This is a genomic window from Amycolatopsis sp. NPDC114504 (assembly GCF_055633595.1).
Window position 1 is genome coordinate 1,009,832 of the sequence record NZ_JBVKDU010000005.1, and the last position, 20,440, is coordinate 1,030,271.

Consider the following 20,440-nt stretch of genomic DNA (forward strand, 5'->3'; position numbering starts at 1 on the left):
CGATGACCGTCCTCGACAAGGTCGCGCCGGAAGGGAGTAAGGCCGGGGAGCGAACGTCTCCCCGGCCCACCTTCCGTCACCGGTTGAGCCGGTGGGACGTCAAGGTCTCGCCGTACCTCTACATCGCGCCGTTCTTCATCCTCTTCGGGATCGTCGGGCTGTTCCCGCTGCTGTACACCGCGTACGTCTCGCTGTTCAAGTGGGAAGCCGGCAGCGACGACCCCGACTTCATCGGCCTCGACAACTTCAAGGAGCTCTTCGCCGACGCGCAGTTCTGGAACGCGCTGACGAACACGATCAGCATCTTCCTGCTCTCCAGCATCCCGCAGATCATCATCGCCGTGCTGCTGGCGGCCCTGCTCGGCGCCCGGCTGCGCGGTGCGACCGGCTGGCGGGTGGGCATCCTGCTGCCGTACGCGGCCAGCCTCGTCGCCATCGGCATCATCTTCGCCAACCTCTTCGGCCCGAAGTACGGGTTGATCAACGGCGTGCTGCAGACCATCGGGCTGGATCCGGTCGACTGGCAGGCCAGCCGCTTCGGCAGCCACGTCGCGATCGCGATCATGGTCAACTGGCGCTGGACCGGTTACAACGCCCTGATCGTGCTCGCGGCCATGCAGGCCATTCCGAAGGAGCTGCACGAAGCGGCCCTGATCGACGGCGCCGGCACGTGGCGCCGCTTCTGGAACGTCACCCTGCCGCTGCTCCGGCCGACGCTGATCTTCGTCACGATCACCTCGACGATCGGCGGCCTGCAGATCTTCACCGAGCCGAAGCTGTTCGACGCCATGCCCGGGTCGAACAACGGCGGTTCCACCAACCAGTTCCAGACCGTGACGCTGTACCTCTACCAGACGGCGTTCCAGAACGCCGATCTCGGTTACGCCTCGGCGATCGCCTGGGTGCTGTTCGTGATCATCGTGCTCATCGCGCTGGTGAACTTCTTCCTCACCGGCCGGATCGCGCGTCCCCAGGCGGTGAAGAAGAAATGACCACCCTCCACAGCGACATTTCGAAAACGGGACTCCGACGAAGAGTCGCCACGCTCGGCAAGCCACGCAAGGCGACCTACGTCGTGCTGGCGATCTTCGTGCTCGGTTCGCTGTTCCCGTTCTACTGGTCGTTCCTGGTGGCCAGCCGCGACAACGGGATGCTCACCGAGCGCATCCCGCCGTTCGTGCCCGGCGGCAACTTCTTCGCCAACGCCGCGCGGGTGTTCGACACCGTGCCGTTCTGGAAGGCACTGGCCAACAGCGTCATCGTGTCCGGCACGGTGACGCTGACGACGGTGCTGTTCTCGTCGCTGGCCGGGTTCGCCTTCGCGAAACTGCGGTTCCGGGGGCGCAACAAGCTGTTCGTGTTCATCGTCGTCACGCTCGCGGTGCCCACCCAGCTGGGCATCATCCCGCTGTTCATCGCGATGTCCGAGCTGGGCTGGACGGGGAGCCTGACAGCGGTGATCGTGCCCAACCTGGTCACCGCGTTCGGCGTGTTCTGGATGCGGCAGTACACAGTGGACGCGCTGCCGTACGAGCTGATCGAGGCCGCGCGCGTCGACGGCTGCAGCATGATCCGGATCTTCTGGAACGTCTGCCTGCCCGCGGTCCGGCCGGCCGCGGCGATCCTGGCGATGTTCACGTTCATGATGTCGTGGAACGACTTCCTGTGGCCGCTGGTGGTCCTGGACGCGGGCAACCCGACCGTCCAGGTCGCGCTGGAGAAGCTCCAGAGCGGCTACTACGTCGACTATTCGCTGGTGCTGGCCGGCACGACCCTGGCCACCATCCCGATCCTCATCGTCTTCGTCCTCCTCGGCCGCCAGATCGTGGCCGGGATCATGCAAGGTGCCGTGAAAGGGTGACCATGTCCGTACATCCCGACAGCGTTCGGGCGGAGACCGCGCAGATGTTCCCGCCCGGCTTCGTCTGGGGCGCCGCCACGGCGGCGTTCCAGGTCGAAGGGGCCACCACGGCCGACGGGCGCACCGACTCGGTCTGGGACGTCTTCGCCCGCCGCCCGGGTGCGGTCGTGGGCGGCGACACCGGCGACCCGGCCGCCGACCACTACCACCGGTACTCCGAGGACGTCGGCCTGATGCGCCGGCTCGGCCTCGGCGCCTACCGCTTCTCGCTGGCGTGGCCCCGGGTGCGCCCGGACGGCGGCGCCCCCAACGCCGCCGGGCTCGCCTTCTACGACCGGCTGGTCGACAGCCTGCTGGAGGCCGGCATCGAGCCGTGGGCGACGCTCTACCACTGGGACCTCCCCCAGGCGCTCGAAGAGCGGGGCGGCTGGACGAACCGGGACACCGCCTACCGGTTCGCCGAGTACGCCGAGACGGTGCTGGAGCGCCTCGGTGACCGCGTCGCGAGCTGGTCGACGCTGAACGAGCCGTGGTGCGCGGCGATGCTCGGCTACGCGGGCGGCATCCACGCACCCGGCCGCACCGACCACCCGGCCGCCGTGGCCGCCACGCACCACCTGCTGCTGGGGCACGGGCTGGCGATGGACGTGATCCGCCGCCACGCGCCGGGCGTCCCGGCCGGCATCACGCTCAACCTCTACCCGGTCGTGCCGCACGACCCGGCGAACGTCTCCGACGTCTCCGCGGCCCGCCGGATCGACGGCCTGCAGAACCGGCTGTTCCTGGACCCGGTGCTGCGCGGCGGCTACCCGGACGACCTGGTGGCCGACCTCGCACCGTTCGGGCTGGGGGACATGGTCCGGGCGGAGGACGCGGCGATCATCGCGGCGCACATCGACTGGCTGGGCGTGAACTACTACCGCGACTACCGGGTGGCGGGCCGTCCGGTGCCGGGCAGCGAGCCGGCGGGCCCGGAGTGGGTCGGAGCGGGCGACGTCCACTTCGTCCCGGACCCGGCGGCCCCCCGCACGGACTCCGGCTGGGAGGTCCAGCCGGCCGGCCTGACGGAGTCGCTGCTGCAGGTCCACCGCGGCTACCGAAGCGTGCCGCTGTACATCACGGAGAACGGAGCGGCGTACCCGGACATAGTCTCCGACGGCGGCGACATCGTCGACACCGACCGCGTGGCGTTCTTGGACTCCCACCTCCGAGCAGCGCACGACGCCGTGGCGGCGGGCGTAGACCTACGCGGGTACTTCTACTGGTCATTGCTCGACAACTTCGAGTGGGCCGAGGGGTACGCGAAGAGGTTCGGCCTGATCCACGTCGACTACGCGACACAGGTCCGAACGCTGAAGCGCAGCGCCCACTGGTACTCCCGAGTGATCGGCTTGAACGGCCTGGGCTGACACGGGGCACCGCGAGGGACCTCGAGACCAGCCACCGACGAGAACCCAGACCCCCCGCACCCCGATCCGAAGCCAAAACACGGCCGGCAGCACCGGGTCAAGGCATCTTTCCCGCCTTGACGCGGTGTTGCCGGCCGTAGTCACAATGAAGGCTTCGGGGTGCCGGAAGGGCTTGCCCACCCACCAAAGCGTGCATCCCAGCCGCCGCATTGACAGACTGACCAGTATGGGACTGCGCAGCGAAGCTTGGTTCAACAACCCCGCCGACCCCGGAATGACCGCCCTCTACCTGGAGCGGTACATGAACTGGGGCTTGACCAGGGAAGAGCTGCAGTCCGGCAAACCCATCATCGGCATCGCCCAGACCGGCTCCGACCTCTCCCCCTGCAACCGCCACCACCTCCAGCTCGCCGACCGCACCCGCGAGGGCATCCGCGAGGCCGGCGGGATCGCCATCGAGTTCCCGGTCCACCCCATCCAGGAGACCGGCAAGCGCCCCACCGCGGCCCTGGACCGCAACCTCGCCTACCTGGGCCTGGTCGAGACGCTCTACGGCTACCCGATCGACGGCGTCGTCCTCACCACCGGCTGCGACAAGACGACCCCGGCCTGCCTGATGGCCGCCGCGACCGTCGACATCCCGTCGATCGTGCTCTCCGGCGGTCCCATGCTCAACGGCTGGCACAACGGCGAGCGCACCGGGTCCGGCACGATCGTCTGGAAGGCCCGCGAGCTGCTCGCCGCCGGCGAGATCGACGACGCCGGGTTCATGGAGCTCGTGGCGTCGTCCGCGCCGTCACCGGGGCACTGCAACACCATGGGCACCGCCTCGACGATGAACGCGCTCGCCGAGGCGCTCGGGATGAGCCTGCCCGGCTGCGCCGCCATCCCCGCACCGCACCGAGACCGCGCTCGGATGGCCTACCTGACCGGACGAAGGATCGTGGAGCTGGTGCGCGAGGACCTCAAGCCGTCCGACATCCTGACGCGCGAAGCGTTCGAGAACGCCATCGTGGTGAGCTCGGCGATCGGCGGCTCGACCAACGCGCCCATCCACATCGGCGCGATCGCCCGGCACGTCGGCGTCGACCTGCCCCTCGACGACTGGCAGCGGCTCGGCCACCGCGTCCCGCTGCTGGTCGACCTCCAGCCGGCCGGGAAGTACCTCGGCGAGGAGTTCCACCGCGCCGGCGGCGTCCCGGCGGTGGTGCACGAGCTGATGCGGCACGGGCTCGTCCACGAGGACGCGCCGACGGTCAACGGCCGCACGCTCGGCGACAACTGCCGCGACGCCGAAGCCGGCGACCGGGACGTCATCCGGACCTTCGACACCGCCCTCACCGCCGACGCCGGGTTCCTCGTCCTCAAGGGCAACCTCTTCGACGCGGCGATCATGAAGTCGAGCGTGATCTCGCCCGAGTTCCGCCGCCGGTACCTGACCGGCGGCGTCTACGAGGGCACGGCGGTCGTGTTCGACGGCCCCGAGGACTACCACGCCCGCATCGACGACCCGGACCTCGGCGTCGACGAGCACTCGCTGCTCGTCATGCGCGGCACCGGCCCGCTCGGCTACCCGGGCTCGGCCGAGGTCGTCAACATGCGCCCGCCCGCCGAGCTGATCAAGCGCGGGGTGCACGAGCTGCCGTGCCTCGGCGACGGCCGCCAGTCCGGCACGTCCGGGTCGCCGTCGATCCTCAACGCGTCCCCCGAAGCCGCGGCCGGCGGCGGGCTGGCGGTGCTGCGGACCGGCGACCGGGTGCGGATCGACCTCGCCGCCGGCACCGCGAACGTGCTCATCCCGGACGAAGAGCTCGCGCTGCGGCACAAGGAGCTGGCAGAGTCGGGCGGGTACCCGGTCCCGGAAGCGCAGACCCCGTGGCAGGAGATCCAGCGGTCGATGGTCGACCAGCTCTGCGACGGCATGGTGCTGCGCCCGGCGGTGGCGTACCAGCGGATCGCGAAGACCAAGGGCATCCCCCGCGACAACCACTGACTTTCCCCGGAAAGTGCCGCTTCGGTCGCCGGCGGAACGGGTACCACTGCGATAGCCGAGGCGAGGAGGCCCCCATGCTGCCGGATCGCGAACGCCACGCTCTGCGCGAGATCGAGGCGGAGCTGCAGGCGAGCGACCCCGCGTTCGCGGCAGCCTTCGCCGGCCGCACCCCGCGGGAAGCCAGGCGGTGGAACCTGTTGCTCGTGCTGTCCGACATCACCGCGGGGCTCATGCTGGTCGTCGGCCTGTTCGCCCGCGACGCCGGGCTCGTGCTGTGGGGCACGGTCGGCGCCGGCGCCCTCGTGGCGTGGCACATCGCCCGCGCCGAGACGGCCCGCGGTCCGGCCGCGGACGGCACCGAGCGGCCCTGACCGGTCCACAGTGGACATTTCGGTCTATTCGGCCGCTTTCGCCGCGCCGATGACCGCCTCCGCCACCGCCGGCACCAGCGCCTCGTCGAACACGCTCGGCACGATGCGCCCCGCGTCCAGGTCTTCGCCCACCACGTCGGCCAGTGCGCGCGACGCCGCCAGCAGCATCTCCCCGGTCACCCGCGCCGCACCCGAGTCGAGCAGGCCGCGGAACATGCCCGGGAACGCCAGCACGGTGGTGATCTGGTTGGGATGGTCGCCGCGTCCGGTGGCGACGACCTCCGCGTGCTCGCGCGCCGCGTCCGGGTCGACCTCCGGATCCGGGTCGGCCAGCGCGAACACGATCGCCCGGTCGGCCATCGCGGCGATGTCGGCCGGCTCGAGGAGGCCACCCGCGCTGACGCCGACGAAGACGTCCGCGTCGCGCACCGCGTCCCGCACGCTTCCGGTGGCCCCTGCGGGGTTGGTGTTCTCCGCCAGCCAGTGCTTCTCCCCCATCAGGTCGCGGCCCGCGTGCAGCACGCCTTCGCTGTCGCAGACGACGATCCCTTCGGCGCGGTAGCCCGCGCGCAGCAGCAGCCGCGCGATCGCGCTGCCCGCCGCGCCGGCGCCGGCGATGACGACCGACGTGTCCCCGGGCTCGCGGCCGGTCAGCTTCAGCGCGTTGTGCAGGGCGCCGAGCACGACGACCGCCGTGCCGTGTTGGTCGTCGTGGAAGACCGGGATGTCCAGCTGGTCGTGCAGGCGCCGCTCGATCGTGAAGCACCGCGGCGCGGCGATGTCCTCGAGGTTGATCGCGCCGAAGGAGGTCGCGAGGTCCTTCACGGTGCGCACGAGGTCGTCGGGTTCGCGGCTGACCGGGCAGATCGGCCACGCGTCGACGTCGGCGAACCGCTTGAGCAGCGCCGCCTTGCCCTCCAGCACGGGCAACGCGGCGGCCGGGCCCTGGTCGCCGAGCCCGAGCAGCGCCGACCCGTCGGACACGATGGCGACGGAGTTGGCCTTCACGGTCTCGCGGGCGAGCGCCGACGGATCGTCCGCGATCCGCTTCGCCTGGTCCGCGACGCCCGGCGTGTAGTGCTCGGCCAGGTCGCCGGGGGTGTCCAGGGCGACGCGGGTCGCGACTTCGAGCTTTCCCCGGCTCCGGCTCACGATGCCTTCAGCGCCTTCTCCAATTGGGCGCGCGTCATCTTCGAACGCCCCTTCACACCCTGCTCGCGGGCCAGCTTGCCCAGTTCGGACTTGGACAGGCCGGAGAGGTCCTTCTTGCCGCCGCCCTTGCGGTTCTTCACGCTGCGTGACAGCGCCTCGAAGAGGTCGACGACGTCGGCCGACGGCTCCGGCTCCTCCTCGTGGGCGATCTCCTTGCCCTGTTCCTTGGCCTTGATCAGCTTCTCGACGCGCTCGGAGTACTCGTCGCGGTAGTCGGCCGGCTTCCACGGCGACGTCATCTCGTCGACGAGCGCGAGTGCCATGTCGAGCTCCTTGGGCCGCGGCTTCGGCAGGCTGGGCAGGCCGCCCATGACGTCCTTCGGCTTCCGCAGGTCCGCGACGAAGTGCAGCGTGTTGAGCACCATCACGTCCTCGCCCGCGCGGATCGCGCAGAGGTACTCCTTGCCGCGCAGCACGAACTTCGCGACGCCCGCCTTCTCGCTGCGGTCCATCGCCTGCAGCAGCAGGCCGTACGCCTTGGCGAAGTCCTCCTTCGCCGGCTTGAGCCAGTACGTGCGGTCGAAGAACCAGGGGTCGATCTCGGCCAGCCCGACGAACTGCTCGATGTCGATCCGCCGGGACCGCTCGGGGGCGATCTCGTCCAGCTCGTCGGGCTCGACGAGCACGTGGTCGCCGCCGCCGAGGTCGTAGCCCTTGACGATCTCGTCCTGGGTCACCTCGTCGCCGGTCCGCTCGTTGACGCGGCGGTTGCGGATCCGGTCGGACGTGCCGCGTTCGAACTGGTGGAAGTGGATCGTGTGGTCCGCCACCGCCGGGTACAGCTCCACCGGAACGGTGACCAGCCCGAGGCTCAGCGCACCGCTCCACACCGGTCTGGCCATGTCTCGACCTCCTCACCGGCAGCGATACCCGCGTGGCCGGTGCCCGAAACGCGGCGTGGTAGCGGAGGGTGACGCGCCGGAGCCCGCCGGACGGGTGGTCTCGGCGGGCTCCGGGAGCGTCGTGCGTCAGGCGACTTCGCTGCTGCTGCGGCCGCCGGACCGGTGCAGGCCCAGCATGTCGAGCAGCTGGGCGCAGTCTTCGGCGTCCTTGGCGTTCGCGGCGACGGCCAGGGCCGCCTTGCGCCGCGTCGAAGCCTGCTCCGGCGTGTCCCCGCCCTCCAGGAGGAGGTCCGCCACCGGTCGAAGGTCGTTCCGCTTGTCTCGCATGTTTCTCCCCTCCGGCACTCCCCGGTCACGCTTCGCCGAGGCGATTACCCGGTCTCATCCCACCCAACACAAGAGGCACCGAACGGGTTCCCGGAGACAGCCGAGACTAGGCCGAACGAGTGAATTCGGCCGGTTCCGACCGGGAAACCGGCAAGGTATGTGAGACCCAAGTCACACCAGGAGGCCGGATGGGCACCCAGCTCCGCATCAGCCGTGAGGACGGGTCGCTGCCCTGCGAAGTCTGCGGGTTCCCGACGATGCACGTCGCCCAGGTCGTGGCCGACGACGGGACCGTGCTCGGCCGGACCCTGGTCTGCACGACGTGCCAGCGAAGCAGGCACCGGCCCGACCCGCTGACGGAGACCGAGGCCCCGCCGGACGAGGTCCCGACCGGCCAGCCGTAGCCCAGCGGGCCGGCTCCCGTCACGCGGTCGTGGTCGCGACCGCCTCCACGAACTCCGCCGCCACCTCGTGCAGCTTCCGGTTGCCGTCCTGGGAGCGCTTCACCAGCCGCTGGAACGCCTCCTCGGCGCTGATCCGGTGCGCGGCCATCAGGATCCCCTTGGCCTGGTCGATCACCGCGCGCGTCTCGAGCGCGCGGTTCAGCTGGTCGATCAGCTCGCGCGCCGCGAAGTACCGGCGCGCGCTGCGCAGGCCGACCACCACCGTCGCCGTGTACAGCTCGAGGATCTTCGTGCTCAGCTCGCTGAAGCCGTGCTCGCCGAAGCCGAACAGGTTCACCGCGCCGGACATGTCCTCGTCGACGGTCAGCGGCGCGGCCAGGAAGCTCGCCACGCCCAGCTGCTCGGCCTTCGACACGAACTGCGGCCAGACGTCGCCCACCGCGCCGACGCCGACGCGCACCGGCTGGCCGGTCTCGGCCGCGCGCAGGCACGGGCCGTCCCCGATCCGGTACTGCTCGCGGTCGAAGTTCACGGCCCGCTGGTCCGTGCTGGCCACCGTTTCCGGCACGCCTTCGCGCACCAGGGTGATGCTGGCCATGTCGGCCCCCGGCACCACCTGCACCACGTGATCGCACACCGCCTGCAACATCTGGCCCAGGTCGAGTTCCGAGTCCAGCATCGCGGTCAGGGACTCCATCGCGACAGTCACTTCGTCCAGCCGCGCGGTGAGCTGCTCATGGCCGCCCGTCATCCTGGTGACGCCCTTCTTCTTGGTTCTTCGGGCGCTCTTGACCAGGGAGGACCCGGGCGCGCGCCACTAGTGGGCCGCTAGCGCTTTAACGGGTCCAGGGCGAGATTACTGCATCCCGGTGAGCGCGGGCACAAGCGGTCACCGCCGCGGAGCGCCACACGCCCGTTCGGAGCAACGACGGTTGCGGACCGCTCGCACCCGGTTAGGGTTCGGTCATCGGTTCAGCACAGCAGCCGGCTCGGAACACCTCGAGCGCGGCGCTTCGGCCCCGCGCGGTATCTGGACGGCGGCGAACCGGCTTGATGGTCCCCCAGCTCCGAAATCCCTCCTTGCGGCTGCGCACGACGTGGCCCGCTCCGCACGCGGTGCTGGTCACCGTCCGCGGCGCGCTCGACACCGCGACGGCCGGCGATCTGGCCGCCCTCGTCTCGGACCGCCTGTGGGCCAGACCGGAGCGGCTGACCCTCGATCTGTCCGAAGTGGACTTCCTCGGTGTGGCGGGCGTCCGGGTGCTCCTGCACACGGCGCTGCAGGCCGAGCAGAACGGCACCGAGCTGTCGGTGCGCACCGGGACGAACCCGATGGTCCGCCGGGCTTTGCGGGTGACGGAGGCCGACCGGCGCCTCACGGTCTCGGCACCGCACCCGGAGCCCGCACCGGTCTGAGCCCCGGGGTCAGTGCGACGCGTCCACCCGGGCCTGGGCCCGTTTCGAGCGGACGTGCCGCTCCTCGTTCATCCGTGCGACCGCTTCCGGGTGGTGCAGCTCGAACGCGGGCCGCTCCGACCGGATGCGGGGCAGGTCCAGGAAGTTGTGCCGCGGGGGCGAGCACGTCGTCGCCCATTCGAGGCTGTTGCCGAAGCCCCACGGGTCGTCGACCAGGACCTGTTCGCCGTAGCGGTAGCTCTTCACGACGTTCCAGATGAACGGCAGCGTCGACGCGCCCAGGATGAACGCGCCGATCGTCGAGATCGTGTTCAGCGTCGTGAAGCCGTCCGAGGTCAGGTAGTCCGCGTACCGGCGCGGCATGCCCTCGTCGCCGAGCCAGTGCTGCACCAGGAACGTCGTGTGGAAGCCGATGAACGTCGTCCAGAAGTGCCACTTGCCGAGGCCCTCGTCGAGCATCCGGCCGGTCATCTTCGGGAACCAGAAGTAGATCCCGGCGAACGTCGCGAACACGATCGTGCCGAACAGCACGTAGTGGAAGTGCGCGACGACGAAATAGCTGTCGGTCACGTGGAAGTCCAGCGGCGGCGACGCCAGGATGATCCCGGTGAGGCCGCCGAACAGGAACGTGACCATGAAGCCGACCGCCCACAGCATCGGCGTCTCGAAGGTCAGGTTCCCCTTCCACATCGTGCCGATCCAGTTGAAGAACTTGATGCCGGTCGGCACGGCGATGAAGAAGGTCATGATCGAGAAGAACGGCAGCAGCACCGCGCCGGTGGCGAACATGTGGTGCGCCCACACCACCGCCGAGAGGCCGGTGATCGCGACGGTCGCGAACACCATCAGCCGGTAGCCGTAGAGCGGTTTCCGGCTGAACACCGGCACGATCTCGGTGACGATCCCGAAGTAGGGCAGCGCCACGATGTAGACCTCGGGGTGGCCGAAGAACCAGAACAGGTGCTGGAACATGATCGCCCCGCCGTTTTCGGGGTCGAACACGTGCGCCCCGAGCCGGCGGTCCGCTTCGAGGCCGAACAGCGCCGCCGTGAGGATCGGGAACGCCAGCATGATCAGGACCGCGGTGAACAGGATGTTCCAGGTGAAGATCGGCATCCGCCACATCGTCATCCCGGGCGCGCGCAGGCACACGATCGTGGTGACCATGTTGACCGCGCCGAGGATGGTGCCGAGCCCGGACACGATCAGGCCCATGATCCACAGGTCGCCGCCGATGCCCGGCGAGTGGATGGCGTTGGACAGCGGGGTGTAGGCCGTCCAGCCGAAGTCGGGCGCGCCGCCCGGGGTGAGGAACGAGCTGATGACGATCAGCCCGCCGAACAGGTAGAGCCAGTAGGCGAAGCCGTTGAGCCGCGGGAACGCGACGTCCGGCGCGCCGATCTGCAGCGGCAGGATGTAGTTCGCGAACCCGAAGAGGTTCGGGGTGGCGTAGAGCAGCAGCATGATCGTGCCGTGCATGGTGAAGAGCTGGTTGTACTGCTCCGGCGACAGGAACTGCAGCCCCGGCCGGGCCAGCTCGCCGCGCATCAGCAGCGCCATCGCGCCGCCCGCCATGAAGAAGGCGAACGACGTCGTCAGGTACAGCAGCCCGATCTGCTTCGGGTCGGTGGTGCGCAGCAGCGCGAGCAGCGTCCCGCCTTTGGGTCCGCGTCGCGCCACCGCCAGGGGCACCGCCCGCAGGGTCGGCTTCACGTCGGTCATCCGCAACTCCCGTCGCCGGACTTCTCCCGTACTGCGGGTATTACTCCTGCCGACGGCGTTCCGCGCTAGCCCGAACGGGTGGAGCTACTCCCGCAACGCCGGGAGCAGCTCTTTTTCGGCGAAGTCCAGGAAGCCTTCCTGCTGGTCACCGCCGATCTGGATCAGCGCGACGTCGGTGAAGCCCGCCTCGGCGAACTCGCGGATACCCTCGACGATCGGCTCGACGTCCGGGCCGCAGGCGATCGAGCCGGCGACGTCGTCCTCGCGGACGAACTGGGTGGCGCCGGCGAACCCGGCCGGGCCCGGCAGCTCGGCGTTGACCTTCCAGCCGCCGGCGAACCAGCGGAACTGCTCGTGCGCGCGCCGCACGGCCGCGTCGCGGTCGGTGCCCCACGACACGGGCAGCTGCGCGATCTTGCGGCTCGGCGGGCCGAGCTTCGTCGCGTCCCACTCGCTCGACAGCGCCGCCTTCGGCTCGACCGCGATCATCGCGTCGGCCACCGGGGCGAACCGCTGGATCGACTGCGAACCCGACACCGCGATCCCGATCGGCGTCCGCTTCTCGGGCAGGTCCCACAGCTTCGCCGAGTCGACGCGGAAGTGCTTCCCCTCGTAGTCGAAGTAGCCGCCGTCGAACAGGCCGCCGATGATCTGCACGGCCTCGGCGAGCATGTCGTGCCGGACGTTCGCCGGCGGCCAGCCGCGGCCCACGACGTGCTCGTTGAGGTTCTCGCCCGCCCCGAGCCCGAGGGTGAATCGCCCGCCCGACAGCGCCTGCACGGTCGCCGCCTTCTGCGCGACCACGGCCGGGTGGTAGCGCATGGTCGGGCAGGTCACGAACGTCATCAGCTCAGCGCGGTCGGTGACCTGCGTGACAGCGCCCAGCACGCTCCAGGCGTAGGGCGAGTGCCCCTGTTCGGCCAGCCAGGGCGAGTAGTGGTCGCTCATCACCTCGAAGTCGAAGCCGGCCTGCTCCGCTCCGGCGGCGAACCGGACCAGCTCGTTCGGCCCGGTCTGCTCGGTCATCAGCGTGTACCCGATCCGCATCGGCGCCTCCTTTCCGTCCCGCTCCGCTTACCCGCTCCCGGCGTGGGTAACCGGCTGCCCAGCGTGACGGGAAGACGCCGCTCACCGCCCGGAAGTGGCGTTTACCTCATGATCGACGGGGTACCCAGCCCCGGAGCGGAAGGAGCGGCCCATGCCTCAGTCGTGGAGCAAGAAGCGCGAGCGTCAGTACGAGCACGTCAAGGACTCGGCCGAGGACCGCGGCGTCGGTGAGAAGCGGGCGAAGGAGATCGCGGCCCGCACGGTCAACAAGAACCGCGCGCAGGCCGGTGAGTCCCGGCAGGCCAGCAGGTCGTCGCTCCAGGACAAGTCCCCGCAGCAGCGCGGCGGCGAGCGGGCCGGCAAGGGGAAGGGTCCCGGCGGCCCGACGAAGGACCAGCTCTACAACGAAGCGAAGAAGCGGAACATCGACGGCCGCTCCAAGATGACCAAGAAGGAGCTCGAACGGGCGCTCGGCCGGTGACTAAACCGGAAATCCCTGACCAGCAAGTGTCGTCATTCGCCCAGATGGGTAGTACTTCACGCATGGAAGAAACACGAAGCGGTGGCTCGCACGGCGGCAAGCCGACGCTGGACGAGCTGCTCGAGGAACTGGTGGAGCTGCGCCTGCCGGCCATGGCGGAGCAGATCCCGCTGGTCCGGATGCTCACCCACGGTGTGGTCTCGCGCGCGGACTTCGGGCTGGACGCCATCGCCGACGCCAAGATGGCCGTCGACGAGGCCTGCGCCCAACTCGTCCAGCTGGCCGAGCTCGGCACCCAGCTGCACTGCCGGTTCCGCCAGGGTCTCGACGGCCTGCACGTGACCATTTCGACCCGGTCGAGCGACCCGCGGCCCCCGAGCGACCGCACCTTCGGGTGGCACGTGCTCACCACGCTGAGCCGGTCGGTGACCGCGCACTGCGACGTCCTCCCGGGCGGAGGCGCGGGCATCGTCACGATCGAACTGGTTCTCAACGCGGGAACGAGCGCGTGAGCCCCGAGCGGAAAACCCTCCTCCACCGCCCGGACGAGTACGCCCACTGCGAACCCCTGTTCGAAGAGCTGGGCACCCTCGACCCCGCCGACCCGCGGCACGAGGTCGTCCGCGGCAGGCTGGTGACCGAGCTGCTGCCGCTCGCCGAGCACATCGCCACCCGCTTCTCCGGCCGCGGCGAGCCGCGCGAGGACCTGGTCCAGGTGGCGCGGATCGGCCTGATCAACGCGGTCGACCGCTTCGACCCCACCCGCGGCCACGACTTCCTGTCCTTCGCGGTGCCGACGATCATGGGCGAGGTCCGGCGGCACTTCCGCGACACCGGCTGGTCGGTGCGGGTCCCGCGCCGGCTCAAGGAGCTGCACCTGTCGCTGAGCCAGGGTTCGGCGGCGCTGTCCCAGCGCCTGGGCCGCGCGCCGACGCCGACCGAGCTGGCCGAGCACCTGGGCCTGGACGTCGACGAAGTCCGGGAAGGGCTGCTGGCGGGCAACGCCTACCAGGCCCTGTCGGTCGACAAGCCGGTGCACGACGACGCCGAGGCGCTGTCGCTGGCCGACACCATGGGGGAACCCGACCACGAGATGACCATGGTCGAGAACCACGAGGCCCTCCAGCCGCTGCTCCAGGAGCTGCCGGCGCGGGAGCGCGCGATCCTCGTGATGCGGTTCTTCGGCGGGCTGACCCAGACCCAGATCGCCGACCGCGTCGGCATCTCCCAGATGCACGTCTCCCGCCTGCTGTCGCAGACGCTGGAGCAGCTCCGGGGCAAGCTCAGCGGCGACGGCTGAGCTTGGCCCCGGCGGCTCAGCGGAGCCAGCCCGGGCGGCCGCCCTCGCGGAGCCGCCGCCACTCCCCCGCGAACCGCTCGCGCAGCCGCGCCGCCGTCTCGGCGTCCCGCTCGTACAGCATCCCGAACGTGAACGTGTTCTGCCCTTCCCCGTGCCCGGCGAGGGCGAGGTGGTGCAGGACGTCCCGGCCGACCGTGGTGTCCTGGTGCTCGCCCAGCGTGCTCTGGACGGCCTTGACGTTCTTGCGCCACTTCCGCAGCTTCTTGCCGTAGACCGGCTTGACGGTGTCGGCGGCGTAGCGGGCCCGCTTCGCCTTCTTGCGGACCTCGTGCAGCGCCGTTTCGCGCTCGTGGCCGTCCAGACGGCGCGCCGCCGCTTCGGCGCGGCGCAGCTTCCGGGCGGCCTTGCGCACCGGCTCGCGCAGCGCGGACTTCGCCGGCTTGCGGGCCCGGCCGGTCAGCGGCGGTTCCTCCACCACGGTGTCCAGCGCGCGCAGCAGGTTCCGGTACCGCTTGCCGGTCAGGGCCGCCAGCGCCCGGGTGCGCCCCTCCTCGGCCTCGCGGGCGAAGTACCGGGTGAGGTACTGATGCAGCGGCCCGAGCACCAGCTCGGTGGGGAGCTCGTCGAGCCGGGCCTGCAGCCGTTGCTCGCTCACCTCCGCGTCCCGGGCCGGGGACAGCTCCTGCCCGAGCCACTTCAGCTCGGCCGCGAGGGACGCGGTCGCGTCCTTGTCCACAATGGACCCGAACGTGCGGAGCGCGCTGCGCAGCTTCCGGGTGGCGACGCGCAGCTGGTGCACGGAGTCCTCGACGTCGAGGCGGACGCCGACATCGGCGCGGCGCAGCCGGGCGTAGTGCTCGCGCAACGACGTCACCACGACGTCGCCAGCCGTCGGCTTCTTGCGGCCGCGGGGCTGCGCGGGAACGCGATCGCCGATCAGGCGCCGCAGCTTCGACGGCCACGGCGAGGCCGACGCGCCGGCTTCCGCCAGCGCCCGGTCGAACTCCTCGAGCCGGCCCGGGTCGGTCGCGGGGTCGAGCTCCAGCTCCAGCTCACGCCACTCGTCGAGCCGCGCGCTCTCCCCGCCGGCTTCCCCCGTCACGTGGTCGTCGGTGAGGGTCGCGACGGTCCGGCCGTCGCCGTCGGCCAGCCGGTGGGCGAACCGGTCGGTGCGCAGGTGCGCGATCGGCACCAGCTTCTCCCCCAGCGTGTAGGCGCGCACGAGGCGGCGCAGCCGGCCGGGGACCTTGTTCGGCTCCCCGCCCAGCGGCAGCTGGATCTCCTGCCGCTCGTCGGCGGAGACCGGCAGCTTGAGGTGCCAGCCGGCGTCGTGCCCGCCGACGCGGCGCCGCAGCGTGATGCCGCTCTTGGCGAGCCGGAAGGTCTCGGTGTCGTAGTAGGACGCGTCGAGGATCTGCTCGACCGGGTCGTCCTGGGCCGTGACGCCCGCCACGCCGACGAGTCGCGGCACCCCGCTGCCCGCCACGATCTCGTACTTCCGCTCGCGCTCGATCACCGACGACGGCGCTGCCATGATCATCCTCCTCGAGATCCGGTTCTCCGGTGCGGTTACCCGGCGTGCGCCGGGCCGACACGGGATTCGGCCGCCGGGCAGCGGGTATCCGCTCGGGGAAACCCCGAGTCCGGACCAGGAGCGTGCATGAACGGAAGCCAGCCCGCAACCGACCTGACCACCGTCCTCGCCGGCGATCACCGGGAGCTGGACCGGCTGTGCACCGAGATCGAGCTCGGCCAGGGCAGCCCCGAGAACCGCAAGGACCTCGCCGACCACCTGATCGCGGCGCTCGTCCGCCACGCCGTCGCCGAAGAGTCCTTCATCGACGGTGAGGGGGAGCTCACGAAGGCCGAGGGCCTGATGCGCGACCTGGAGGGCGTGGGACCGCAGGAGACGCGGTTCGAACGCCTGCTGGGCGAGCTGATCCGCGCCGTGCGCCGGCACGTCCACGACGAAGGCCCGGCGGCGGTGCGCGAGGTCCGGCTGAAGTGCTCGCCCGAACGGCGGGCCGAGCTCGGCGAGCGGGTGCTGGCGGCCCGGGCGGCCGCGGCGACGCTGCCGCACCCGGACCTGTCCGACCGCGTGCCGCAGGCTCGCCAGCTGTGGCCGGGCCCGGGTTTCGTCGACCGGGCGCGGGCCGCGCTGCGCCACGCGTCGGAGTGACCACCGGCATCGGGTTGAATGGAGGGCACACCCCGGAGACGACGGAGAAGCATGAGCATCGGTGAAGACGAGTGGGCGCGGGAACGGGCCGCGTTCGGACTGGACGGCGACCGGCCGGTGGGCCCGCTGGCCGGTCAGTTCGCCGACCTCACGCGCACGCTGCTCGACGTGACCCCGACCGTCGGGGGCGTGCTCCGGCTGGTCGTCGGCGCGGCGAGCGCGCTCATCCCGGACGCCGACCTGGTCAGCGTCACCCTCCGGGAGCCCGACGGCCGCTACCACACGCCGGTGGAGACCGACCCGGTCGCGGCGAAGCTCGACCAGGTGCAGTACGACCACGACGAGGGCCCGTGCGTCGAGTCGGCCCGCCCGGACGGGCCGGCGATAGCCTGGTCGCAGGACCTCGCCCGCGACCCGCGCTGGCCGGTGTTCGGCCCGGCCACGGCCGGCCACGGCTACCACTCGGTGCTGGCGACGACCCTGCTCCCCGACGCCCGCCCGCCGCGGCGCTCGGGCGCGCTCAACATCTACTCGCGGCGGCCGGGCGCCTTCGACGGGCCGGCGATCGACCGGGCGCTCCTGCTGGCGACCCACGCGTCCCTGGCGCTGGCGCACACGGAGGCCGTGGTGGCGGCCGACCTGGAGGCGGAGAACCTGCGTCGCGCGGTCGAGAGCCGGGACGTGATCGGCCAGGCGAAGGGCATCCTGATGCAGCGCCGCGGCATCAGCGCCGACGAAGCCTTCGACGTGCTGCGCCGCGCGTCCCAGGACCTGAACGTCAAGCTGGCGGACCTGGCCCGCACGCTCGCCACCCGGCACACCGAGGTGGACCTGCCGATGGCGGAAACCTGACCCCGGACCCGTCCGAGGGCGGCACTTTCCCGGGAAAGCGCCGCCCTCGGACGGGATAGCCGGTTACGAAGCCGAGTACGGGGACCGGTTCTCCAGCGTCGGGCTGACGTCGGGGTAGGTACCCGGCTGGCCCGGCGCCGGTGTCACGGTCGGGCCCTGCTGCTCGGGTTCGACCCGCTGCCGGGGGCCGCGCTGGACGACCGCCTCCACCTCCTGCTCGCCGCGGATGCGCGACAGCACGGCCAGCGTGATGCCGTGGGCGATGGCCAGGATCAGCAGCAAGACGCCGACGCGAGCGACTACGCCCGTGATACCGACGCCGATGTCGATGGTCGACACGAGCGCCAGGACGCCCAGTGTCGCGAGGTGGAACAGGACCGTGACCAGGCGGGTCATCGACGCACCCGCCGCCGGGTCGCCGTAGGAGTTCTCCAGGTAGCGGCGGCCGCTGCGGTAGATGATCTGCCCGTCGATCAGAACCAGCACCACCCCGATCACGAGAAACGACAGGTACGCGTTGGTGCTCATGCCGAACGCTCCTTCCAGGGGGACCTCACCGGGTGAAGTACCCGGCCGGTTGCAGAGGGAAACGCCACGGTCACCCCTTGAACGTGTCCGGGTCCGGCCCGGTGCGGTGGCCCTCGTCGAGCTTGCCGATTGCTGTCAGGTCTTCGTCGTCGAGCTCGAAGCCGAACACGTCGATGTTCTGCTCGATCCGCTCCGGCGTCGACGACTTCGGGATGACGATGTTCCCGAGCTGGAGGTGCCAGCGCAGCACCACCTGCGCGGCCGTCCGGCCGTGCTTGGCGGCCAGGTCGGTCAGCACCGGGTCGTCCAGGACTTCCGCCTGGGCCAAAGGACTCCAGGCCTCGGTGGCGATGCCGTGCTCCTGGTGGTAGGCGCGCAGCCCGGTCTGCTGCAACGCCGGGTGCAGCTCGATCTGGTTGACCGCGGGCACGGTGCCGGTCTCCTCGGCGAGCCGGTCGAGGTGCGCGGGCTGGAAGTTCGACACGCCGATGGCGCGGGCCTTGCCCGCCCGCAGGATGTCTTCGAATCCCTGCCACGTCCGGACGTAGGTGTCCTTGTGCGGCAACGGCCAGTGGATCAGGTAGAGGTCGATGTAGTCGAAGCCGAGCCGCCGCAGGCTGCCTTCCAGCGCGGTGATCGCGTTGTCGTGGCCCTGCGCGTCGTTCGCCAGTTTCGTGGTGACGAAGACGTCTTCGCGCGCGATCCCCGACTCCGCGATACCGGCGCCGACGCCTGCCTCGTTCCGGTACATCTGCGCCGTGTCGAGGTGGCGGTAGCCGGCTTCCAGCGCGGTCCGCACGGTCCGGGCGGTCTCGTCGGGCGGGATCTGGAACACGCCGAACCCGAGCTGCGGGATCCGCACGCCGTTGTTCAGTTCCACGGCCGGGACGTCGGGGGAAGTCATACCCGCCGCCTACCCGGGGTTTCCGGAGGCGAAACGCGGCGAGAGGGTGCCCACCCCGTCGTGTCACTCGATCGTGTGACGTCGGTCGCGCTATCTCGGTCCCAGTGCCGCACCGGGCAAAACCGGCGTGGTTGGTCCCGGGCGGAGCGGGTACACGCCGCCCAGGCAAGGAGGTGTTCCGTGATCGAAGAAGTGAACAAGAAGGCGGCGGCCGACCGCTCGGTCGGCGAGCTGGTGACGGACCTGACCGACGAGGTCAAGCGGCTCGTCCGGGACGAGATGCGGCTCGCGGTCTTCGAACTGCAGCGCAAGGGCAAGAAGATGGGCCTCGGCGCCGGGTTGTTCGGCGCGGCGGGCCTGTGCGCGCTGTTCGGCGTCGGCACCCTGGTCGCGGCCGCCGTGCTGGCGCTCGCGCTGGTCGTGCCCGGCTGGCTGGCCGCGGTGATCGTCGCGGTCGCGTTGTTCCTGGTCGCCGGGATCGCCGCGCTCGTCGGCAAGAAGGAAGTCGCGCAGGGCGTGCCACCGGTGCCCGAAGAGGCCATCAGCGGCGTCCGGCAGGACGTGGACACGGTGAAACAGGGAGTGCACACATGAGCGGGGACTTCCCCAAGAACGCCGAAGAGGCGCGGCTCGACCGGGACACCACCCGGGAGGAGCTGAGCGAGACCCTGGCCGCGCTCGGGCAGAAGCTCGACGTGAAGAGCCGGGTCAAGGAGAACGTCGACGACAAGCTCGACCAGGCGACCGCGAAGGTCGCCGACGTGACGAACGAGACGACCGCGGTCAAGTTCCGCCAGGGCGCCGACGCCGTGCGGAGCAACCCCGTGCCGATCTTCGCCGGGGTGCTGGGCCTGGTGATCGTGATCCGGCTGATCCTGCGACGGAGGAGCGACTCGTGAACAAGGTGCTGTACAAGCCGCTGAGCTGGGTGGCGGGGGCGCTCGGCGGCATCCTCGCCGGCCAGGCGTTCAAGCAGGTCTGGAAGCGCGTGGCGGGCGAAGAAGACGCGCCCGACGCCACCGACCGCGACTACACCTGGCGTCAGGTGATCATCGCGGCGGCGGTGCAGGGCGCGATCTTCGCCGCGGTCAAGGCCGCGACCGAACGGGCCGGTGCCATCGGCTACGAGAAGGCGACCGGCGACTGGCCGGACGACTGACCGAGGCAGGCACAGCGTCCATAGTGGACGGCGGTCACGCCTCCCGGCCGGGTTCGGGGACCGGGGTCAGGTCCGCGAGCGCGGCGTCGACGCGGGGGTGGATCTCCAGCAGCACGTCCGCGCCGGTGGCTTCCAGCGAGCGCGTGACGGCGTGGCCGCCGAGGACGACGGCGAGCCTGACGCGGGCGCTCGCTTCGAGCAGCGAGCGGACGCCGGCGCAGCTGAGGAACGCGACCCGGGTCAGGTCGACGATCAGCCGCTCGCCCGTGGCGAGGGCCTCGTCGAAGGTTTCGACGGTTGCCGCGTCGATGTCACCGACTAAAGTGACCACGCGGATGCCGCCCGGTCTCTTGGTGGTGGTGTAGGTCAGGCCGGACGGTTCGTCGATCGTGCGAAAGCAGTACATGGCGCTCCCTATCGCAGCGTGCAGGGG

Annotated in this window: 25 protein-coding genes; 15 read left to right on the forward strand and 10 right to left on the reverse strand. The window is 70.7% G+C overall.

The genetic code is table 11. From position 1 onward, the window contains the following. Window positions 1-2: 2 nt before the first annotated feature. The 5 genes from ACZ7PG_RS40745 (at window position 3) to ACZ7PG_RS40765 (ending at window position 5,634) form a co-directional block, all read left to right on the forward strand. Window positions 3-992 carry a carbohydrate ABC transporter permease gene (locus tag ACZ7PG_RS40745; protein WP_470244538.1) on the forward strand — a complete coding sequence of 330 codons (990 nt, stop codon included), beginning with the start codon at window positions 3-5 and terminating at the stop codon, window positions 990-992. Further along, on the forward strand, window positions 989-1,861 hold the full coding sequence (locus ACZ7PG_RS40750) for a carbohydrate ABC transporter permease (RefSeq protein ID WP_470244539.1): 873 nt from the start codon (window positions 989-991) through the stop codon (window positions 1,859-1,861). The genes ACZ7PG_RS40745 and ACZ7PG_RS40750 overlap by 4 nt, the downstream gene beginning before the upstream one ends. Then, window positions 1,858-3,270 carry a GH1 family beta-glucosidase gene (locus tag ACZ7PG_RS40755; RefSeq protein ID WP_470244540.1) on the forward strand — a complete coding sequence of 471 codons (1,413 nt, stop codon included), beginning with the start codon at window positions 1,858-1,860 and terminating at the stop codon, window positions 3,268-3,270. The genes ACZ7PG_RS40750 and ACZ7PG_RS40755 overlap by 4 nt, the downstream gene beginning before the upstream one ends. A gap of 226 nt (window positions 3,271-3,496) precedes the next feature. Further along, on the forward strand, window positions 3,497-5,263 hold the full coding sequence (locus ACZ7PG_RS40760) for an IlvD/Edd family dehydratase (protein ID WP_470244541.1): 1,767 nt from the start codon (window positions 3,497-3,499) through the stop codon (window positions 5,261-5,263). A 74-nt stretch (window positions 5,264-5,337) separates the two neighbouring features. Continuing rightward, window positions 5,338-5,634 carry a DUF3040 domain-containing protein gene (locus ACZ7PG_RS40765; protein ID WP_470244542.1) on the forward strand — a complete coding sequence of 99 codons (297 nt, stop codon included), beginning with the start codon at window positions 5,338-5,340 and terminating at the stop codon, window positions 5,632-5,634. A gap of 24 nt (window positions 5,635-5,658) precedes the next feature. Here the strand turns inward: ACZ7PG_RS40765 and ACZ7PG_RS40770 are convergent, their stop codons facing one another. The 3 genes from ACZ7PG_RS40770 to ACZ7PG_RS40780 all read right to left on the reverse strand — a co-directional run bounded on the left by ACZ7PG_RS40770 (window position 5,659) and on the right by ACZ7PG_RS40780 (window position 8,015). After that, complete coding sequence (locus ACZ7PG_RS40770; protein ID WP_470244543.1) at window positions 5,659-6,786, reverse strand: NAD(P)-dependent malic enzyme; 1,128 nt, start codon at window positions 6,784-6,786, stop codon at window positions 5,659-5,661. Next, window positions 6,783-7,688 carry a non-homologous end joining protein Ku gene (gene ku, locus ACZ7PG_RS40775; protein ID WP_470244544.1) on the reverse strand — a complete coding sequence of 302 codons (906 nt, stop codon included), beginning with the start codon at window positions 7,686-7,688 and terminating at the stop codon, window positions 6,783-6,785. Before ku ends, ACZ7PG_RS40770 begins: the two co-directional genes overlap by 4 nt. A gap of 126 nt (window positions 7,689-7,814) precedes the next feature. Next, window positions 7,815-8,015 (reverse strand): hypothetical protein, encoded by a 201-nt coding sequence (locus ACZ7PG_RS40780; RefSeq protein WP_470244545.1) that lies wholly within the window; start codon window positions 8,013-8,015, stop codon window positions 7,815-7,817. A 188-nt stretch (window positions 8,016-8,203) separates the two neighbouring features. On the opposite strand from ACZ7PG_RS40780, the gene ACZ7PG_RS40785 reads away from it, so the two are divergent. Next, on the forward strand, window positions 8,204-8,419 hold the full coding sequence (locus ACZ7PG_RS40785; RefSeq protein WP_470244546.1) for a hypothetical protein: 216 nt from the start codon (window positions 8,204-8,206) through the stop codon (window positions 8,417-8,419). A 19-nt stretch (window positions 8,420-8,438) separates the two neighbouring features. On the opposite strand, the gene ACZ7PG_RS40790 is transcribed toward ACZ7PG_RS40785, so the two are convergent. After that, on the reverse strand, window positions 8,439-9,170 hold the full coding sequence (locus ACZ7PG_RS40790) for an ANTAR domain-containing response regulator (RefSeq protein WP_470244547.1): 732 nt from the start codon (window positions 9,168-9,170) through the stop codon (window positions 8,439-8,441). A gap of 329 nt (window positions 9,171-9,499) precedes the next feature. Here ACZ7PG_RS40790 and ACZ7PG_RS40795 point away from each other — a divergent pair, with 329 nt between their 5' ends. Next, window positions 9,500-9,835 carry an STAS domain-containing protein gene (locus ACZ7PG_RS40795; protein WP_470244548.1) on the forward strand — a complete coding sequence of 112 codons (336 nt, stop codon included), beginning with the start codon at window positions 9,500-9,502 and terminating at the stop codon, window positions 9,833-9,835. A 9-nt stretch (window positions 9,836-9,844) separates the two neighbouring features. Here ACZ7PG_RS40795 and ctaD read toward each other — a convergent pair whose 3' ends face one another. Then, complete coding sequence (gene ctaD, locus ACZ7PG_RS40800; RefSeq protein ID WP_470244549.1) at window positions 9,845-11,557, reverse strand: aa3-type cytochrome oxidase subunit I; 1,713 nt, start codon at window positions 11,555-11,557, stop codon at window positions 9,845-9,847. An 84-nt stretch (window positions 11,558-11,641) separates the two neighbouring features. Continuing rightward, a complete protein-coding gene (locus tag ACZ7PG_RS40805; protein ID WP_470244550.1) occupies window positions 11,642-12,604 on the reverse strand; it encodes a TIGR03557 family F420-dependent LLM class oxidoreductase in 963 nt (320 codons plus the stop codon). Between the two features lie 151 nt (window positions 12,605-12,755). Here ACZ7PG_RS40805 and ACZ7PG_RS40810 point away from each other — a divergent pair, with 151 nt between their 5' ends. The 3 genes from ACZ7PG_RS40810 to ACZ7PG_RS40820 all read left to right on the forward strand — a co-directional run bounded on the left by ACZ7PG_RS40810 (window position 12,756) and on the right by ACZ7PG_RS40820 (window position 14,385). Continuing rightward, complete coding sequence (locus tag ACZ7PG_RS40810; RefSeq protein ID WP_470244551.1) at window positions 12,756-13,085, forward strand: plasmid stabilization protein; 330 nt, start codon at window positions 12,756-12,758, stop codon at window positions 13,083-13,085. Between the two features lie 62 nt (window positions 13,086-13,147). Next, entirely contained in the window at window positions 13,148-13,597 is a 450-nt protein-coding gene (locus tag ACZ7PG_RS40815) for an ATP-binding protein (RefSeq protein WP_470244552.1), read from the forward strand. After that, on the forward strand, window positions 13,594-14,385 hold the full coding sequence (locus ACZ7PG_RS40820; protein ID WP_470244553.1) for a SigB/SigF/SigG family RNA polymerase sigma factor: 792 nt from the start codon (window positions 13,594-13,596) through the stop codon (window positions 14,383-14,385). The genes ACZ7PG_RS40815 and ACZ7PG_RS40820 overlap by 4 nt, the downstream gene beginning before the upstream one ends. A 16-nt stretch (window positions 14,386-14,401) precedes the next feature. Here the strand turns inward: ACZ7PG_RS40820 and ACZ7PG_RS40825 are convergent, their stop codons facing one another. After that, on the reverse strand, window positions 14,402-15,919 hold the full coding sequence (locus tag ACZ7PG_RS40825; RefSeq protein ID WP_470244554.1) for a CYTH and CHAD domain-containing protein: 1,518 nt from the start codon (window positions 15,917-15,919) through the stop codon (window positions 14,402-14,404). Window positions 15,920-16,045: 126 nt separating this feature from the next. On the opposite strand from ACZ7PG_RS40825, the gene ACZ7PG_RS40830 reads away from it, so the two are divergent. Continuing rightward, a complete protein-coding gene (locus ACZ7PG_RS40830) occupies window positions 16,046-16,564 on the forward strand; it encodes a hemerythrin domain-containing protein (RefSeq protein WP_470244555.1) in 519 nt (172 codons plus the stop codon). A 51-nt stretch (window positions 16,565-16,615) separates the two neighbouring features. After that, entirely contained in the window at window positions 16,616-17,416 is an 801-nt protein-coding gene (locus ACZ7PG_RS40835) for a GAF and ANTAR domain-containing protein (RefSeq protein WP_470244556.1), read from the forward strand. Window positions 17,417-17,479: 63 nt separating this feature from the next. Here ACZ7PG_RS40835 and ACZ7PG_RS40840 read toward each other — a convergent pair whose 3' ends face one another. After that, window positions 17,480-17,944, reverse strand: a complete 465-nt coding sequence (locus ACZ7PG_RS40840; RefSeq protein ID WP_470244557.1) for a hypothetical protein — start codon at window positions 17,942-17,944, stop codon at window positions 17,480-17,482. Between the two features lie 70 nt (window positions 17,945-18,014). Next, on the reverse strand, window positions 18,015-18,848 hold the full coding sequence (locus ACZ7PG_RS40845; RefSeq protein WP_470244558.1) for an aldo/keto reductase: 834 nt from the start codon (window positions 18,846-18,848) through the stop codon (window positions 18,015-18,017). Between the two features lie 180 nt (window positions 18,849-19,028). On the opposite strand from ACZ7PG_RS40845, the gene ACZ7PG_RS40850 reads away from it, so the two are divergent. The 3 genes from ACZ7PG_RS40850 to ACZ7PG_RS40860 are packed head-to-tail and all read left to right on the forward strand — an operon-like array spanning window position 19,029 to window position 20,007. Continuing rightward, window positions 19,029-19,442: a phage holin family protein gene (locus ACZ7PG_RS40850; protein WP_470244559.1), complete on the forward strand. Its 414-nt coding sequence runs from the start codon at window positions 19,029-19,031 to the stop codon at window positions 19,440-19,442. Next, window positions 19,439-19,747, forward strand: a complete 309-nt coding sequence (locus ACZ7PG_RS40855; protein ID WP_470244560.1) for a DUF3618 domain-containing protein — start codon at window positions 19,439-19,441, stop codon at window positions 19,745-19,747. Before ACZ7PG_RS40850 ends, ACZ7PG_RS40855 begins: the two co-directional genes overlap by 4 nt. Next, window positions 19,744-20,007, forward strand: coding sequence for a DUF4235 domain-containing protein (locus ACZ7PG_RS40860; protein WP_470244561.1), 264 nt, complete (start codon window positions 19,744-19,746; stop codon window positions 20,005-20,007). The genes ACZ7PG_RS40855 and ACZ7PG_RS40860 overlap by 4 nt, the downstream gene beginning before the upstream one ends. Before the next feature lie 34 nt (window positions 20,008-20,041). Here the strand turns inward: ACZ7PG_RS40860 and ACZ7PG_RS40865 are convergent, their stop codons facing one another. Then, a complete protein-coding gene (locus tag ACZ7PG_RS40865; RefSeq protein WP_470244562.1) occupies window positions 20,042-20,413 on the reverse strand; it encodes an STAS domain-containing protein in 372 nt (123 codons plus the stop codon). Window positions 20,414-20,440 lie beyond the last annotated feature (27 nt).

Bases quoted from the DNA above. Each gene is read 5' to 3' on its own strand.
- ACZ7PG_RS40745 (WP_470244538.1), top strand. From the start codon at position 3: ATGACCGTCCTCGACAAGGTCGCGCCGGAAGGGAGTAAGGCCGGGGAG.
- ACZ7PG_RS40750 (WP_470244539.1), top strand. From the start codon at position 989: ATGACCACCCTCCACAGCGACATTTCGAAAACGGGACTCCGACGAAGA.
- ACZ7PG_RS40760 (WP_470244541.1), top strand. From the start codon at position 3,497: ATGGGACTGCGCAGCGAAGCTTGGTTCAACAACCCCGCCGACCCCGGA.
- ACZ7PG_RS40765 (WP_470244542.1), top strand. From the start codon at position 5,338: ATGCTGCCGGATCGCGAACGCCACGCTCTGCGCGAGATCGAGGCGGAG.
- ku (WP_470244544.1), bottom strand. From the start codon at position 7,688: ATGGCCAGACCGGTGTGGAGCGGTGCGCTGAGCCTCGGGCTGGTCACC.
- ACZ7PG_RS40780 (WP_470244545.1), bottom strand. From the start codon at position 8,015: ATGCGAGACAAGCGGAACGACCTTCGACCGGTGGCGGACCTCCTCCTG.
- ACZ7PG_RS40785 (WP_470244546.1), top strand. From the start codon at position 8,204: ATGGGCACCCAGCTCCGCATCAGCCGTGAGGACGGGTCGCTGCCCTGC.
- ACZ7PG_RS40790 (WP_470244547.1), bottom strand. From the start codon at position 9,170: ATGACGGGCGGCCATGAGCAGCTCACCGCGCGGCTGGACGAAGTGACT.
- ctaD (WP_470244549.1), bottom strand. From the start codon at position 11,557: ATGACCGACGTGAAGCCGACCCTGCGGGCGGTGCCCCTGGCGGTGGCG.
- ACZ7PG_RS40805 (WP_470244550.1), bottom strand. From the start codon at position 12,604: ATGCGGATCGGGTACACGCTGATGACCGAGCAGACCGGGCCGAACGAG.
- ACZ7PG_RS40810 (WP_470244551.1), top strand. From the start codon at position 12,756: ATGCCTCAGTCGTGGAGCAAGAAGCGCGAGCGTCAGTACGAGCACGTC.
- ACZ7PG_RS40815 (WP_470244552.1), top strand. From the start codon at position 13,148: ATGGAAGAAACACGAAGCGGTGGCTCGCACGGCGGCAAGCCGACGCTG.
- ACZ7PG_RS40825 (WP_470244554.1), bottom strand. From the start codon at position 15,919: ATGGCAGCGCCGTCGTCGGTGATCGAGCGCGAGCGGAAGTACGAGATC.
- ACZ7PG_RS40830 (WP_470244555.1), top strand. From the start codon at position 16,046: ATGAACGGAAGCCAGCCCGCAACCGACCTGACCACCGTCCTCGCCGGC.
- ACZ7PG_RS40835 (WP_470244556.1), top strand. From the start codon at position 16,616: ATGAGCATCGGTGAAGACGAGTGGGCGCGGGAACGGGCCGCGTTCGGA.
- ACZ7PG_RS40840 (WP_470244557.1), bottom strand. From the start codon at position 17,944: ATGAGCACCAACGCGTACCTGTCGTTTCTCGTGATCGGGGTGGTGCTG.
- ACZ7PG_RS40845 (WP_470244558.1), bottom strand. From the start codon at position 18,848: ATGACTTCCCCCGACGTCCCGGCCGTGGAACTGAACAACGGCGTGCGG.
- ACZ7PG_RS40855 (WP_470244560.1), top strand. From the start codon at position 19,439: ATGAGCGGGGACTTCCCCAAGAACGCCGAAGAGGCGCGGCTCGACCGG.
- ACZ7PG_RS40865 (WP_470244562.1), bottom strand. From the start codon at position 20,413: ATGTACTGCTTTCGCACGATCGACGAACCGTCCGGCCTGACCTACACC.